Raw genomic sequence first — 16,135 nt, 5'->3', positions numbered from 1 at the left:
GCACAGTGCACCCATAGCCGTGGTCACGAGCGCCGATGCCGATCGGTTCAATCGAATGTTCATCTGGCAGAACTGGCCACCGCGATCTGCGGGCTTCCGGGGAGAACGGCTGCCTGCCTGCGCAACTCGAGGGTGATCGCCGGGTCGGCGTACCGGGCCATCGCGCGCAGCGCCGACGGGCCGTAGGCGCGCAACGAGCTGATCAACGCGTCGTGCCAGTACGGAAAGATCACCAACGGCAGCGCCGGCGCCAGCATGACGAGGTGCAGTAACGAAGGCGGACGCGACAAGTCGATGATCAGCAGTTTCGCGGCGGCGCGGGTGCCTTCCGCGAACACCCGGGCAGCCAGCGGTGGTGGCAGATGGTGCAGGGACTGCACGAACACGGCGAGGTCGTAGTACCCGTCGGGCGAGTCGATGGCGGTCGCGTCCATCTCGCGCACAGTGGCCCGCGGATGACTGCCCAAATCACCTGCGGCGATGGCAGCGACAGAGGCGGGTTCGATGTCGGTGACCGTGACGTCGGCGGTGGGATGCATCTCCAGCAGCGCGCGCGACAGCCCACCGTGGCCGGAGCCGAGTTCCAGGATCTTGGGCTCGCGCACGTCGGTGACCTCGTCGAGCACGATGCGCGCGAGCTTGCGATGTATCCCGAAAAACCGTTCGCCGCGGTCCAGAGAACGAATTATCTTGCGCTTCCGATCGTCGACGTCGTCGCGGTCGAGGTACTCCAGACGATCGGTTTCCAACCGCCGGTCCAGCCACGACGCATCCGGTCCGCCGCGCGGCATGCGGTTGATGTCGAAGGTCTTCGTGGTCATAGCGTTCACCCCCGCGCTGCGGGAACCGTTATCGGTGGATGTGGCCATTCCGGCTCGGCGGTTGGCTGCGACCAGCCGCATCAGGAACGAGGGCCGCGCGAGCCGGGCCGGCGGGTCGACGAAGTGCATCACTCGAAGGACCGCTTCGGCGACGGCCGGATCGTTCGCGGCGGCGGCCTGTGCCTTGTCTATGGGCCAGTTCACCAAGTGTCTCGGCACCCGACGCCAACCACCTCCCTGGGACACGGTGAAATCGGTGAACCGATTTCCCCGCCACACCGGGCCGATCTGTTTGGCGGTCGCTTTGAAGAATCGCCGGCTCACATCTCCGTCGCGATCGGCCAGGCAGTCGTGCAGCGCGACGGCCTGCAGCGCGGCCATGGTCATGCCCTGCATATATACGGGGTTGAAGCTGCAGATCGCATCGCCCATCACCAGCAGCCCCGGGGGGAATCGACGCATCTTGTCATAGCGTCGCCATGTGCTGGCCGGGTAATGCTGCGCAGACACCCCGCCGAGCGGCTCAGCGGACCGCAGCGCGTCGATCAGAGTGGGTGGCGCGAATTGCGCGGCACATTCGATCACGCCGGACAGGTCACGGGGGAGTTTGTACCCGCCTACGCCGAACAAGGTCAGGATCCAGGTGTCGCCCTCGTAGGCCACAGCCACCACTCCGGCCGGTCGTTCGGGCAGCGGACTGACCGAGAAACCCAGTTTCTCGCCGATCGTGCCTGCGGGGACCCGCAGAAATTGGCTGGCATAGTTCAGATGCACCGGGTAGCTCTGCTCGATCGGTCGCTCGCAGCCGAGATTGCCGAGGAACGCCGGCGTATGCCCCGAGCGGCCCATCGCATCGACCACCAAGTCGGCATCCAGCACGGATTCCTCACCCGTGTAGCGGTTGACCACCCGGGCGCCCGTAACCCGACGGTCGCGGTCGGTTGTGGGCTCGACGACAGCATGGCTGTCCAGAATTCTCACATTCTCGATGGCGCGGACTCGCCGCCTGACATGGGAATCCAAGAATGGTCGGCTGGGTTGATAGACGACCAGCGATGCCGGGTCGGCAAACTTGTCCGCGACATCGAGCTCATGCCGGCCCAACCGGACGTATACCCGCGATGGCTCATTGGGCAGGACTTTCGCGCCTGCGGCGACGAGTTCGTCGAGCACGCCGGGAAACAGCTGATCCAGGACGTTCGATCCCCTACTCAGCAGAGCATGAAAATGCCGTGCCTGGGGCACACCTCGCCGCTGCTCAGGACCGTCCGGCAGCGGATCCCGCTCGACGAGCGTGACCACCTCGTAGAAGTCCGACAACACCCGGGCGGCGAGCAGCCCGGTCATACTCGCCCCGCAGACGATGGCTCGCTGTCCGAGTTTGCTCATAGCGCTCCCTGCCGCAACTCGCCGTCGTCCTCCTCGGCGAGAACGTTGCCCGTCGACGCTTCGTCCTGTTCAGCAAGCACGAACAGCAGGCATGCCGGGTTCAAATCGTCGAATCACCGGTAGCCTCGTCACGCCAGCTGATCTCGATTTCTATTTCGGTCTCGTCGCCGTCGACCTCGATTTCGAGCTCCACATGGACGCGCTCGGGGACGACGATGTCGATCGTGTCCCCGCCGGATCCCAGCTTCACCTCGGAGCCACCGGCAAGCGCCTGCCCGATCGCGATGAGCCGCTCGGCCACTTCTTCACGCGACAGTTCGGACTTCCTGTTGATCTCCAGCTTCGGCACGACAACTCCTGCCTCGATGCGGGACGGATCGATAACTGAACAATAGCTGGTGCGAGGGCGGCGTCGGATCGAACCGGGAAGCTTGACTGTGCCGGTTTCGGCGAGGTTGTCGGCATTGTGCGCAGCCGCAACAGGCAAGAGTCGGAGAAGGTCTGTAGCGCGCAGGACGAGTGCACCTCCGCGGCATGCAGGGTGCGGAATTTCCAACGGTGGCATTGGGCTCCGGCATCTCTGCGGAAAATGCCCAGGTGACAGAGGGGGCGTCCTTGGTCGTCCACTGCGTGGGTGAGTGCGCTCGAACACACGGACGTCCGGAGGTGTCACCGATGACCGGAAACGGTGCGCGAGGGGGGATTTCGTCGCCCCGCTGCGCTACGGCTGGACCGGTCGCGTGCATGAGCGCATCTATCGGAGATGCTTCCAACGGATTGGACAGTAGCAGATCTCGTGTGGATGTGCGGTGGAGGTTCGTCGGCTCAGAGCCGCCTGAGGCCAACACGTGTAAGAGGGCCCGAGACGTGGCGGGCGGCCGACACCAGGCTATCCGGTGGACGCCCCGGGCGGGCCCGGGCTGTTGTCGCAGGTTCGCGCCCTCAGCAGGACACGCAAAACATCGGCGGCGGAAAACGACTGGTCATCGCGGGTGAGGGAGTACCAGATCTGACGATTGCGATGCGCTTGCACAGAATCCATTGACCGCTCACATATAAATCGTGCCCAAGGCAGGGCATTTCGAACACGGGAACGGCGATGACCTGCCGATCCTTGATGCGGCGGCTGGCGATCGAAGTCGACTTCGAATTTGGCCGGATGCTAGATGTTGCTTATTGTGGGCAAACCACCTAGGTCTAACCCTCACGGTTCCAGCAGGTCCAGGAGGTTTCCCGGGTTGTCGGCAGTTGCTGGAATCAGATAGTGCAACTTCGCCTCGGCCGTTGCGGACAACTGAATGGGCCGGATTCCAAATTTCAACCCGGCATGCACGATCCGGTCGATTCCGGCACCGATCAGCGGTGACATCATTTCGGTGACGGCATGGAGGTTCGTGCTGTGGGTGTGTCCGCCGTGCACGATCAGATTTCGTTTGCGGTAGAGGCGGACGAACTCCCGGTTGAGGATATCCGCGATCCTGGAGACTTCTCGCCGTGGATTGATCAACAGAGGTTGCAACCTGTCAAGAGCCAACTGGTCGATCTCATGGTTCAAGGTCACGGGTGCGCCCGAGCGCAGGTGGATCTGAAATCTGCGTGCGCGATCGATGTTCTGCTCGTATCCGGTAAGCTCTGCCGCGAGTGCACCGTTGTGTGTCCGAGCGTATTCCCAGGCCAAGGCAGTGAGCTCGGCCCGCGGCATGCTGGCCGCGATAATCAGTGCAAACCGTCTGGCCGCGACTACATCCCCCTCATCGGCCGGGCCGATCAGCAGTGATTCAATCGCCGACCATCCGCTCATGACAGCGATGTGTGCGGCACCCGTGCGCACTGGATGCACCAGAGCGAGCGCACTGGTGATGTATCCGGGCATGTCGAGGTCTTGCAGGCACCCCAGATTCTCGAACGCGTGCACGTCGAGCATCCGATTTGTCGACTGCGTCGGAAAGGCGTCGCCCTTGTCCTTCGACCACATCTGCGAGGCGATACGCAGCGGTCGGTGCCCAAAGTGGAACTTCGTCTCAAGGTCGGCGATCCGGGATCGGGTACGTTCTGCCGCCGAGTTGATGTCCATGGCGGTGACAGTGATCAGGAACGCTCCCTGGTGCCGGATCGGAGGCGCCGACCCGGCATAGGTTCGCTTCCATATTGCAGTATCCGGGGCAGTCAGCCAGCCTGGAGCAGTGGACTCGGTGACGGGGAAACGCGGTTTGGTGGTGACCGGCACACAGAACGTGTAGTGCCGTTCGGGGCGGCGCAAGCGGTCATCTGCCTCGGACAGGAACTCTGCGAACGTGGCGGTGTTGTCGTTGCGTTGGGCCGCGTGGGTCCAGCTGTAGAGGCTGTTCTTGTGGTAGCCCGCATCGAGGATGTGTGCAGCGATGCGTCTGGCAGCACTCTCGACATCCAGAGGTTTGCCACGGTCGAACTCGCGGGCCCAGGTGGTCAGATAGGAGCGGTCCATGCGCTCCGCATGTTCCCGAAGAGTGACCCAGGCATGACTTTCGCACGTGACTCCGGGTTTGATCGCGCCGATCGCTGCCCGCACCGCAGTGCCGCGACCGGTGTTGCCCCGATCCTCAATGCCTGGATCGGAGGACAGTGCGTGCAGGACGTACTTCTTCAGGTCGTCGATCGCAGCCGCAGAGACACCAGGGGTAGCGCTTTCGGACAGCAGTTCGCGCAGCATCTGGATGGTCCCACCGCGCCATAGCCGACGGTGCCAGGGTGCCCGCGTGGAGGTGATCTCGAGGATCCGGGCGGTGACACCTTGCTGATCCGGATGTTCAACGATGGCCACAGCGTGCTACCCTTTACGGGCTAAATGGGCTACATCGCCTCTTCGCTTGAGGCCAGTAGCCCATTCCTTTTGAGTGGGGTCGCTCATCGGTTGTCCACTGCGGTCTTGGTGCCACCGCCATGCCGGGTCATACGTGGGCGCAATCGGACTTTCACAGCGCTTTTTGTGATCGAGTTATCTGTTGCTTTGCTGGACCAGATGTACGCTTCACCCTGAGTGAGGTTGGCCATTTTGGCCGGGGTCAGATCGCTGAGTGAGGCGTTCGCTTTCTGCAGGTGTTTGAGCCACGCGGGCGAGGTAAATTTGTGCAGGATGACATGATTGGACAGCTCGATCAGTGAGATTGGCACGGACGGTGGGTCTTGGCTTGCGACCAGCACGCTCATCCCCTTATGTCGCATTTCCCGCACACTTTCCACAAGTCCGGCTACCAGATCTGGGCTGTCGATGTATTTGTGTGCTTCGTCGAAAACGACCAGTTTGTTGCACCGCTGTTCATTCGCTTGAGCTTCGGCGAACAACTGCATGAGGACGACGAAGAGACCGAGTGCCTCGTCCTTCTCGATGAACTCGTCGCGGAGGTCGACGATGATAACCCGGCCGGGCCGGATGAGTGTCTTGACCTGCGCCGTGTCGTCGATGTACTCGGCAGCGAGGTCGAGCCGCTGCTGCGCTAGTTGTTTGAGATTGTCGGACAGCGAAGATTCCTCGATGCCGTCGCGGATCACATCGAGGCGCAGGTTTCGGCGGTTGGCCTTCATGATCCGTTGCAGTTGCCGAATATAGGTCGACTGGTTGCCGATCGCGCCCATTAGGAATCGCCAGTGCTCAGCCCGTAATTCGCCGGAGCCGAACTTCAGCGGCAGCACTTGGAGGTCTGGATACTCGGCTCGCCTAACATCCAGCTGGTCGTGTGGCACCAGCATGACAACATCTGGCAAAGCGGCAGGGTCGACTCCGTACCGTGTTCGCAGCAGAGTTGCTTGATCGACATCGTCATTGGGGCGGATCATACTGGTGAATTCAGGTGCATAATCCAGGGTCGGGCTGTAGTGGAAGACGATGGTCGCCAATGGGTGCGGCAGTTGGTTGATCGGAGCATGAGGTAGCGATGCGGCTTCGATGATGGTGCCGAGGGTGTAGCTCTTGCCTCCGCCCTGAATTCCGAAAAGACTGATGGTGTGCGTTTCGTTCAAGTCGAGCGCGATGGTCTTGCCTGCGACTTCTCCGAGGACGCCGTATTGCGGAGAAGGTTTCATCGAGCCCAGCACGATGTTGGGAGGCTCATTTTTTGAATATTCGCCCACCTCAGTGTCCGCAGGCCGATCGGGCGGTGGGTTGCCCGCCGGTTCGCCATAATCTGCGGTTTCCAGAGAAACAGCCTCGGTCGCTTCGCGGGGGGCATCCTGGGGAAGATCGTCGTGGCCAGAATCGATTGTGGATGCCGGATCCGTTTGCGGATCGGGGGAAGGCATATCGGTGATGTCGTGGTCGCGGGCAGGTTCCCGGAATTGAGCCTCGGCGAAGCGTGGCACGGTGAGGTCGAGTTTCCGCAACGTTGAAAGCGATGGTTCGGTACCTGCGTCGACAGGTCCGGCTGGCACGGTCGGAATGGCGTCGATGAGTTCCTTGGCGATATCACGCCCGACCAGGTGATATTCGACGCTGCCGTCCATCTCGGTCGACACGTCCGCTCCTGACAGATCGAAGATCAGGCCGGTCCGGGTGAATTCGAGCCGGTAGGCCGGTTCTCGGTCCAGGCGATCGAGCATCCAGCGTGCCTCTGCGGCGGGTCTGGCGCCGATGACGTCGTGGCGTACGGCTCGATCAAGATAGAAGCGGAGCAGGTGTGCCAGGGTGGCGTTTCGGACTGCGCGGCCGGGTCGGTCGGGTTGGGTCAGATGAGGGTCGAAATGCTGTGCGATGATCTCGGTGCTGCGTTCGAGCTGGCCAGCGATCTTCGTTTTGAGCTCGTCGTAGGTCGCGACCGTCACCGTGCTGTAGCACTTGACTTCCACCAGTCGGCAGGTGATCCTCCAGCGCCGGGCATCCAAGCTGAACAGGGCGAGGTCGGTGCGTTGCAGACCAACCGATTCGCCGATGTCATCGGTGGCGCGTGCTTCGCGATAGAGCTCGAGATGTGAGTCGAGCGGGACGAGAATCTGGTTCGCGAGAACACCTTGGTAGTCCAGGTACAGCCGGGCCAGTGCCAGGCCCAGCACTTCGGTGCGCTGAGTTGCTGCCGTTGAGGCGATCTTGAAGGCGAGCCGGCCCGACAGGAGACGCAGTTGGTCGAAGAACGCTCTGGTGTGGCGTGGATCGACGGACAGATCGTGCTGGGCAGCCACAGGCTCCAGCAGCGCACACAGCTCGTCCATCGAGCGCGAGCTGATGACCATGTGGTGGCCGAGCCCATCGCTGAGATCCCCTTCGAAGTCGATGATGTAGTCGCTGCGCCGGCGGCTGTATGGGTTGTCGAAGTATTCGATTCCGAGCGTTCGGTCGATCGTGATCACCCAGTCGCTGGTTTGGTGTGCCTGATGGAGCAGGGTGTTGTCCGCGATGTCGAGGCTGAGCGTCACGGTGGGCACCATGCGGGTACCGGCCTGACCGGTCGCCACGGCACAGGTGGAGTGCGAGATGGTCTCCGGCAGTGTGGACAGCAGATCCGTCAGCTCTTCGGCACCGCTGAGTCGATGCGCGGTCCCGTGCTGCGGCCGCTTCAGCCAGGTAGCGACGTTCTCGTCCTCGGAATAGGTGATACCGATGTCCTGCACCAGTCCGTGTACCGGGCTCATCCCGGGTACACCGGCCACCGTGGCGCTGAACTCCTCATTGCTGAAGGCGTCGAACAGGAACGTAAGATGGGCGCTGTATTCGGTTGTGGCAGAGCGGAATTCCGACACCGGTCGAACCGCGACGAGCAGTTTCGGGGTTGATCCGACGGTGCGCTGCTCGCGGTATGCCTCGGCGTCGGCCGTGTCCCGCCATTCACCCCGCAGTAATGCGGCCAGTGCGGATCCCTCCACCGGTGACTCGGCGCGTGCGGTGAAAAGCCTCAGTTCGTAGTTCATTTCCCGCAGTGCCGCGCGGTGCTGGAGCTGGAGCAGCATATCGGCGAGCGGCTCGGCCGCACCCGCGTTGACCGCATTGATCACCACGGTGCCGACGTACGGGTGGAGCCGCAGATATCGTTCCACACGGTCGGCAAGGGCACCGCCAGAAACCTGTTCCTCCGTCGTCCTGCGCAGCGGGAGCCCGAGGGCCGTCGAGATCGTGCTGAGTAAGGCTTGCGGGTCGCTGACGTTGGTCGGGAAGTACACGCCCCAGTACGGGGTCAGTTCGCCATGCGCAACGGCGATACGCCCGCCTTCGCGGGGGACCGCGAAGGGGAATCCAACCGGGCTCAGGGCGGCGTGTGCGGTCGCCGTCGACTGCGTGATGTTGGTATCCACACTCCCGCAATCGGTGATCCACTGGTCGCCGAGCGTCGCCCAGGTTGTCAGCCACAGCATCCGCAGCGGATGCGTGGGTGCAATCAGCGTCAGTTCCGTTCTGCCGCCGAACGAGTCGCGGTAATCGACGCTGACGCTGTCGATCTGCAGAAGCTCGTTCAATTCGGCCAGTCGCGCCGGCGCGGTAGCGTCGTCGCGCTCGGCCTGGAACAGCAGCCAGTCCAGCAGTTCGCGGTAGGCCTCGGCGTACTCGACGACAAGATCCCGCATGGCACCGACATCCCGTCCCTCGACGACCATGTCGGTATCGCCGCGCACCACCATGAACAGCTCGGTGCGTGCTGCGACGAATCGACGGCCCGCCTCACCATCGAACGATCGGTGTTGATGAGCAATCGCGCTGGCGGGACCCGCGACATCAGTGCGGATGGGCAACCACCATCGGCCGGGCTGCTGTGGGGCGGACAGGATGCTGCGCTCCAGTTCGGCGAGTACCGGGGCGAGGGGAATCTCAATGGGGAAGTTCGATCCGAGCGAGGCGTGTACTGCGGCGTAACCGTCCTTCCACGCGACGTCAGCGAGCGTCGGCTGTGGCCGTGATGACCTTTCGGTGAGGGCCTGAAAGCGCCGTGCCCGCACCGCATGGGTTACCCCGGGAGCTTTGGTGATTTTCGGCCGGGGCGACTGATCCTCAATGTTCTGGTCGGTGAGGACGAAGAACCGGTCGCTCTCATTGAGACTACGATCGCCGTCGCGGTCCGGTGACAGCGGAAACGGCACGCCGTCGTGGTCGACCGGCAGCACTCGCACATAGTGCCAGCCGTCCTCCAGCTCTGCGGCGCGCAACTTCTTCAGTCGTGGCGTGTAGACACGTCGCACGGTCTTGCTCACCCGCACCGACGCGGACACCCCGGTGGGCCCGCTGGTCTCGGACACCAGCTGGACGACAAATTTCTCCAGTCCCGCAATATCTCTCGGGTCGGGGTCGACGTCGAACTCGGCGCTGAGCTGGTTCGCTCCCTCGGAGCCGCCGACCAGGAATCGTTGCCCGACGATCGTGGACAGCACCGGATGGTGAGCATGGTCGGGTGAGCTGCCGACCATCGGCAGATCCACACCGCGAACCCGGACGGTCACCCGATCGTCGCGTGGCCGCTCGTCGCGCAGCGGCCACCGATGAAACGCCAGTGACCAGTTGTCGCGGTCCACGACGATGCGCCGGGTCCATGCCATGGGATTTTCGGTGCCCTGCCGAGCGAGAAACTCGGCGAATCTGTTCCGGAATCCGGGCTCTGTGAGCCCGAGTTCGAGGACACGCTGCCGGGCGGGTCGATCCGAGGTGACCAGCCGACTCATCTGCTGGATGTTTCGCGAGGCTCGGGCGCGGATTGCGGACACGTCGCGGAATAGCTCGAAATCGGGGATGAGCCCGAGTTCGAAGACAGCGGCTCCGGCGACGTCCCGGTCCGAGTCGTTGAGCGTCACGGCGAGCAGGTACCGGGCCCGCGCGTAGGAGTCTGCGAAGGGCCACTCGTGTTCGGCCAGCAGGCTGAGCAATTCGTCGACTCCGTGGCGGAGCTCGCCGGAAATCCCTTCGAGGAGACGCAATTCCAGGACTCGATAGACGTCGCCGAGGTGTATTTCCTCGAAGGTGGCGATATCGAAGGAGTCCTCCGCACTCGCTTTGGTGCCGGGCGGAACGAAGACCAGCAGCGGCGCCCGCAATCGGCCCTCGTCGGGATTGCGCAGTTCGATCAGCTTCGTGCTGCTGACTGTGACGTCCTCGGGCATTCCGGGACTCGAGCCGAGCACCCACGCCTGGGCGCGATCACCACATGCCGACCGAACGCGCAGGCAGAGGCGACCGGCTGGTCCAGCCGCGATGCCGCTGATCCGGCAGCAATGCCCGGCGGACCGGGACAGCAGGACACGGGCGAGTCGCGGAGCAAGGACGTCCTCAAGTGCCTCATCGACATCACGGTCCCGAATCTCGCGCATTCCTTCGCTCATGGAAGTCCTGATCCGGTCGAGGCGCCGACAATGTAGCGCGGTGTGATGGTCTGGGTTAAATATGCGTCGGAGAGATCGGAGTAGAACCCGATCTCGCGTAGGCGCGCGATGAATGCACTGGTGTTGTCGCGCAGCGCCGCCTGATCGGTGATGGTGATGCGATCGAATCCGTCATCAGGTGGCAAGGCGTCGATATACAAGCCGTAGCGATCGCGAAGGACGGTGAGAAACTCATCCACGCGCAGCGGGGTGGTGCGGAATCCGGTCGCATCCGGGCGGAGCAGAGAGATCTGGAGCAGCACTTCGAGCAGGCGACTGTCCAAAATGAACCGCCGCTGTTGCTGTCTGGGCTGCGCGATCATCGAACCTGGCCGATTCTTGAGCAGCAGCGAATCCACGCACTCGCGAAGATATTTGAGATGGAAGCCCACCCGGTAGGTGGTGATCATCTCGATGTAGGTGTTGAATTCGTCGAGTCCGAGCTGCCTGATCTGCTCGGTCGGGTCGTCGCCGACGGTGTCGGTGTCGGTGTCGAGAATACGGCTGATCCGGGCACCGGCGAACTGCTCGCGCGCGTCCTCGTAGTCCTTGCCGAGCAGCGCCAGCAGATCCCCGATCGCGAACATGCCATCGGCAGGTCGACGAATCTTATTGCGTCGGACCAGAGTTTGCGCGAAGTCGTCCAGCTTGCGGATGACGAAGGTGGCGCGGATGAAGTCTGGGAACCGGCCGTACCACAGGCCAGCGCTGCGTTCGGCGAGCCGTGCGATCGGTGTGCCGGCAATGCCTGCGACATCCAGGAAGATTCCGGTGGACGGCGGTTCGGGCTTACCGGCGATCAGCGCCGGAAGCAGTTTGGTGCACCGCAGGTGGTAGAGAGCCAAGTGGAAGGCGAACAGTATCTTCAAGTACTCCACGAGGACTGAGCGTGGAATGAGGTCCTTGTGATAAAGCAGCCGCAATGTGTCCTCGGCCAGCAGAGCGGACGTCCCTGGAACGAGCGGCGGATGGAAATTGGTGTCACCCGGCCCGGCCCGGTCGGTGAGTTTGTCGGTCGTCGCTTCGGTGAGGCTGATCAGCGCCTGAGTCTCGACATCGATGCGGCCGTCGGAGTTCGAGCCGACCGCCGCTTCGGATCCTGTGAAGAAGAATTCCCTCAAGAATGTCAGCGCGCTGGTGCTGCCGGTGTGAGGCTGACTCGTGAGCATGGCATACAGCTGCTCGTCGGCACCGTAGGCGCGGGACCGGCGGGCATTGCGCAGGCGGTAGGTGAACCCGTGCAAGGGCCGCAATCCAGCGATCGCCTGGGTCCGTTTCCCGCGGTTGATTACGTCGAGGAGATGGGTTTCCAGCCAGCGTCGGGTGACATCGGGATCGAATCCGGTGAACCGGCTCGGATCCCCGGTGATCGTGTCGGCATATACGTCGAGGGTCAGATCGTCGGACCGGAAGATCACACTGCCCTTGCCTCGCCACCACAGCCGAGCCAGGAATCCGGTGAGTACCCGGTCCATTTCGACGGTTTTGTAGTCGAGGTAGCTCACCGCAGTGTGACGGAACTCGCGGTCGGACCGGACGAGCGCCATTGGTTCACCTCCTCCGTCGGGCGGCGCATCCGCAGACGTCCGTCCCGGGTGCGTTCGATCTGGTGGAGATCCTCTCCGCCTGAAGTCAGCAGTATTTCCTGATATGGTGCGGCCGCCAGCTCGTTCTTGAAGATGGTCAAACCCAGCAGGACACCTTGCTCGTCCGCCACCCCGGGCAGAAACCCGCGACGCAGCCGAAACAACAGCTCGAACAGATCGAGTGTGATGCGGAGCCGGGCCACGTGGCTGTTGTCCGCACGGTGCTGCAGTATTAGCCCGTCGAACTGGGTCTCCACGTAATTCCGCTGGTTCGATCCGGTGAGTGACAGCGTCAGGTTGTCGCGGGAGAAGAGCCGGTAACTGCGGATGGTCCCGCCTGGGATGTGCCGGACTTGCAGGGCGAGATCATCGCCGAGTCGCCGCGGATCCGGCAGTCCCTCGCCGCGGTTGACGGCCTCGATGATGTCGGGCAGATACGCCTCGGCGCGAGCGGGTGAGGTGAGTAACTCGAGAAATGCCGACGCCGAGTGATAGGGGAGCAGTCCGCGAGCTCGATGCTCGTCGACGCATTCGAAGTAGAACCGCCGTCGGGCGGCCGCAAGGTATCGCGCGTGCGGTGCGGTTTGCGCCGGACCTGGCTTGGGTGCCCGCGTCAGCTGCCTGAACAGCGCGTTCAAATACTCCAGATCCGGGTTGTCACGCCCGTCGATATCCATCAGTGCCTGGCCGGCGTCCGGTCCGACATAGTCCAGTTTGCGATCCAGGGCGGGTTCGGGGACCTTGGCCACGTCGAGCTGACGTAGCTGGATCAGCAGCCGGTCCTCGGATCCGGGACCGGTCCAGCTGGTGAAGTAGAAGCCGTCGAGGATTTGATCGGCATCGCCGGACCGATATAAGTCTCTGATTTGGGTGCAATTGCGGCCCGAGGTGAGGGTGAACGCTAGCGCGGAGCGAATATCGCGCAACGTCATGTGCAGATGGCCGCGCAGATGGGTGAGGGTGTACAACTCCTCCAGACGCCCGGCGACTTTCGCCCCGGCAGTGGGGTGACCGAGTGTGGCAGCGTTGTGGCGTGCGTAGCATGTCGTCGACAGTTCGCAGGAAGTGCATGCCGCCCAGTGCTTTTCCGCGGTGAAGGCGGTCAAGATGCGCTGGAAGATCGACGGTTCATCGTTGTCGCGAGCCACCAGGCTGCGGCGATTGAGGTTGATCACCGCGATTCCGCCCTCGGGTGACTGCCCGTCGAGACCGTCGCCGACGGCGCGGGCGAACGCTGTGAACTGATCCGCGTGGGTCGTGCAGAAATCGACCAGTCGGCCCTCGTTTATGGCGATCAGCCGGGTTTCCCGATCGTAGGGTTCGCCGTCGTCGGCGTAGGGCGCGAAGAAGTCGAGGAGCACCTCGTCGTTGTCACGTGAACCTTCGTCCTGGCTGCCGTCGTGATTGGTGCGTAGCCGCCAGCCGTTCGGGAGATCGACCTCCGCGCCGTTGGATCGTTGGGGACCGCGTTTTCCGCCGAATTCCCTGATTGCCCGGGCGGTGAGCTCCTCGAGGAAGGCTGTTTTTCCGTCACCCGCGTTCCCGGTGATGATGACCAGCCGATATGTGCCCGCCAGGACGTCCTCGGTAAGCCGGGTATCGAGCAGTGTGGCCACATACAGGTGACGCGGATCCTGTCCTCGGGTTCCGGCATTGCTGGTTCTGCTCTGGCTGTACAGCGTTTGCAAGTGAGCCACAAAAGGATTGGTGCCCTCGGGTTCGGTTGGGATGCGTAGCAGCCGATCGGGAATGGGTGCCGACCGTGGTCGACGGATGGCCCCAATCGACTCCAAGGCGGTGCGGAATTCCTCGGCGCTGGCGAACCGGTCACCACGTAACGGCATGATTGCTTTGCGCACCACGGCGACGAATTCGTCGGACAAATCGGCAAGCCCATCGAACCGGCGCGGATCGTACGGCAACTCCGCGAGGACCGGACGGCTGTGGGAATCGAAAGGCCAATGACCGGTGAGAGTTTCGTACAGGATGAGGCCCGCGCCGTAGACATCCCGGTCTATCAGCCGGGTGGCGTCCAACTGTGCGCCATCGGCGTTGTCCGGGGGCCGATACCGATGATTGCCGCCGGTGCGGGACATGCTGGATTCGGATGTGACCGCAACGTTGAAGTCGAGGATCTTGCAGCCGTGATCGGTGCGAAGCACATTGCTGGGCTTGATATCGCAGTGGTACACGCCGCTGTCGTGCAGGAAGGCCAGCCCTGCGGCGAGGTCACGGCCCACCCGTAGCGCGTCGGCAGGGTTCAACGGCCCGTCGCCGAGAAGATCACGCAGATCGCGGCCGTCGAGATATTCGAACACCAGGTAGGGAACGGTGCCGTTGTCGAGATATCCGGCGCTGTCGACCTTCACGACGTTCGGATGCGAGGGCAGCCGAAGCAGTATCTGGTACTCCTGCCGCAATCGTTCCGCGGCGGACTCAGGGTCTCTGTCGATGATCTTGACGACTCGATCGGTACCGGCCAGGTTGTCATAGGCCTGATACACCACGCCGAATGTGCCGGCACCCAGCTTGCGGCGGATCGTGTGCTGGGTGGTGAGCTGATCTCCCTCTGTCAGGTTCCGGAAATCCGAGGTGCTATCGGAGCGCTCGGCCACCGGCGGGATCTGCCGTCGCCCCCGTTTGCGCCCGCCCAGTATCCGCCCGAGTTCGTCCAGGGCCTGCGCAGCGGTCGGTCGGTTCGAGGGCGCCAGCGCACAGAGGCGCTGCATCAAATCCGCGAGGTCCGCGGAAACTCCGGCATTCGCCAGGACCCGTGTCGGCAGCACGCTGCCTTTCTCGAACTGCTCGACCGTTGTCGTGAAAGGTAGTTCAGCGGTGAACAACTGGTAGGCGATGACACCCGCCGCGTATACATCTGACGCGCGGCTCATCTGTTGTGCCCGACCCTGGCATTCCGGTGCGACATAGGCCGCGTCGAGCACATTCTGTAGCCGGGGTAGGACGGTGAAGGGGCGGGGCTCCTCTGGCCGCGCATAGTCGAACCCGGTGATAGTGGCGCGGCCGTTACTCTTCACCAGGACCGAGGTGGGCGACAGGGCACGATGCAGCACCCGATGCTGGTGCGCCCACGCCAACCCGGCCAGGATATCCGCGAACACTCGCACCTTGACGTCCGCAGCGAGCGGTTCGCGGATGTCGTTGAGGCACAACTGCAGAACCTTGCCGCGCGGGTCGTCGAGGACCAGCACATACTCGTCCTCATCATCGGTAGGGAAGAAGTCGTGCCGGCCGACGATGCATTCGTGCGGCGGCATCCGGGTCAGCATGCTGTAGGCGTTGGAGATTGCCAGTTTCTCGGCTTCACGCCGATCCGTGGGCTGGAATGGATCTACCCGGTAGACACGCAGCAGCACGGTGCTGGTCGACCTGGCCAGTGTGGCGTTGACGGCACGGTATTCGGTGACTTCGTCGGTGCCGCCGAGTCGCTCCTGTGCCACCCAGTGACGGAACCGCCGTGGCCCGGTCGGACGCTGGACACTACCTGTCAGGGCCGCAACGAGATCCGATCTCACCGCGGTGAGATCGCGGAGCCTCCCCCGGCGGACCCTCGAAACATCCTGCAGCATCGGGATCAGAGTGCTCAGTGACGCCACGCTGGCGGCATCGGCATTCGGTGCGGGATTGCGATCCACCAGCACTGCACTGGGTGCGGAAAGTACCACCATGGCATCCACATAGACCCGGCTCAAGCCGGAATTCAACCGTTCCAGATGCCCTTTGAAGGCCCGGGCATGCCCGTTCAGCTTCGACACAGGTGAGCCGAACTTGTCCCGGCCCTGCGGATACCAGTCGGTGCCGACGACCTCGATCCGGCCGGCGGTGCCCTTGACATCGATCAGACACACTGCGTGACCAGTCACCACGATCACATCGATCTCGTACCGGCCGCCGTGTACCGGGATCTCGACATTGTGCAGGACCCACCAGTCGGCCGGGCCATGGTCGCGCAGATGGCCGATGACGGCGCGTTCCGCGTCGTTGACCGGCGGCCCCCCGCCGACGATCTCCGCCACT

General features: G+C 63.1%; 5 protein-coding genes and 1 pseudogene. All 6 read right to left on the bottom strand.

Annotated elements, in window-relative coordinates; genetic code table 11:
* Nucleotides 1-59 precede the first annotated feature (59 nt).
* The 6 genes and pseudogenes from NN2_RS36070 to mads6 all read right to left on the bottom strand — a co-directional run bounded on the left by NN2_RS36070 (nucleotide 60) and on the right by mads6 (nucleotide 16,134).
* On the bottom strand, nucleotides 60-821 hold the full coding sequence (locus NN2_RS36070) for a class I SAM-dependent methyltransferase (protein ID WP_082856743.1): 762 nt from the start codon (nucleotides 819-821) through the stop codon (nucleotides 60-62).
* Nucleotides 822-2,316: 1,495 nt separating this feature from the next.
* Nucleotides 2,317-2,559: pseudogene (locus NN2_RS04590) on the bottom strand (amphi-Trp domain-containing protein); the annotation flags it as partial.
* Between the two features lie 855 nt (nucleotides 2,560-3,414).
* Nucleotides 3,415-5,010, bottom strand: coding sequence for a hypothetical protein (locus tag NN2_RS04585; protein ID WP_063010679.1), 1,596 nt, complete (start codon nucleotides 5,008-5,010; stop codon nucleotides 3,415-3,417).
* Nucleotides 5,011-5,093: 83 nt separating this feature from the next.
* Nucleotides 5,094-10,475, bottom strand: a complete 5,382-nt coding sequence (gene mads8, locus NN2_RS04580) for a methylation-associated defense system ATP-binding protein MAD8 (protein ID WP_063910667.1) — start codon at nucleotides 10,473-10,475, stop codon at nucleotides 5,094-5,096.
* Nucleotides 10,472-12,061: a methylation-associated defense system protein MAD7 gene (mads7, locus tag NN2_RS04575; protein WP_063010675.1), complete on the bottom strand. Its 1,590-nt coding sequence runs from the start codon at nucleotides 12,059-12,061 to the stop codon at nucleotides 10,472-10,474. Before mads7 ends, mads8 begins: the two co-directional genes overlap by 4 nt.
* Nucleotides 12,016-16,134, bottom strand: a complete 4,119-nt coding sequence (gene mads6, locus NN2_RS04570) for a methylation-associated defense system protein kinase MAD6 (protein ID WP_063010673.1) — start codon at nucleotides 16,132-16,134, stop codon at nucleotides 12,016-12,018. The genes mads7 and mads6 overlap by 46 nt, the downstream gene beginning before the upstream one ends.
* Between the last annotated feature and the right edge of the window lies 1 nt (nucleotide 16,135).

It is taken from the genome of Nocardia nova NBRC 15556 (genome assembly GCF_001613005.1).
GTDB lineage: Bacteria > Actinomycetota > Actinomycetes > Mycobacteriales > Mycobacteriaceae > Nocardia > Nocardia nova.
Note: the sequence above shows the minus strand (reverse complement) of the source record. Positions and strands in the feature narration are given on the sequence as shown.

Excerpts from the sequence above, each read along its gene's own strand:
- NN2_RS36070 (WP_082856743.1), bottom strand. The coding sequence starts at position 821 with ATGACCACGAAGACCTTCGACATCAACCGCATGCCGCGCGGCGGACCG.
- mads8 (WP_063910667.1), bottom strand. The coding sequence starts at position 10,475 with ATGAGCGAAGGAATGCGCGAGATTCGGGACCGTGATGTCGATGAGGCA.
- mads7 (WP_063010675.1), bottom strand. The coding sequence starts at position 12,061 with ATGGCGCTCGTCCGGTCCGACCGCGAGTTCCGTCACACTGCGGTGAGC.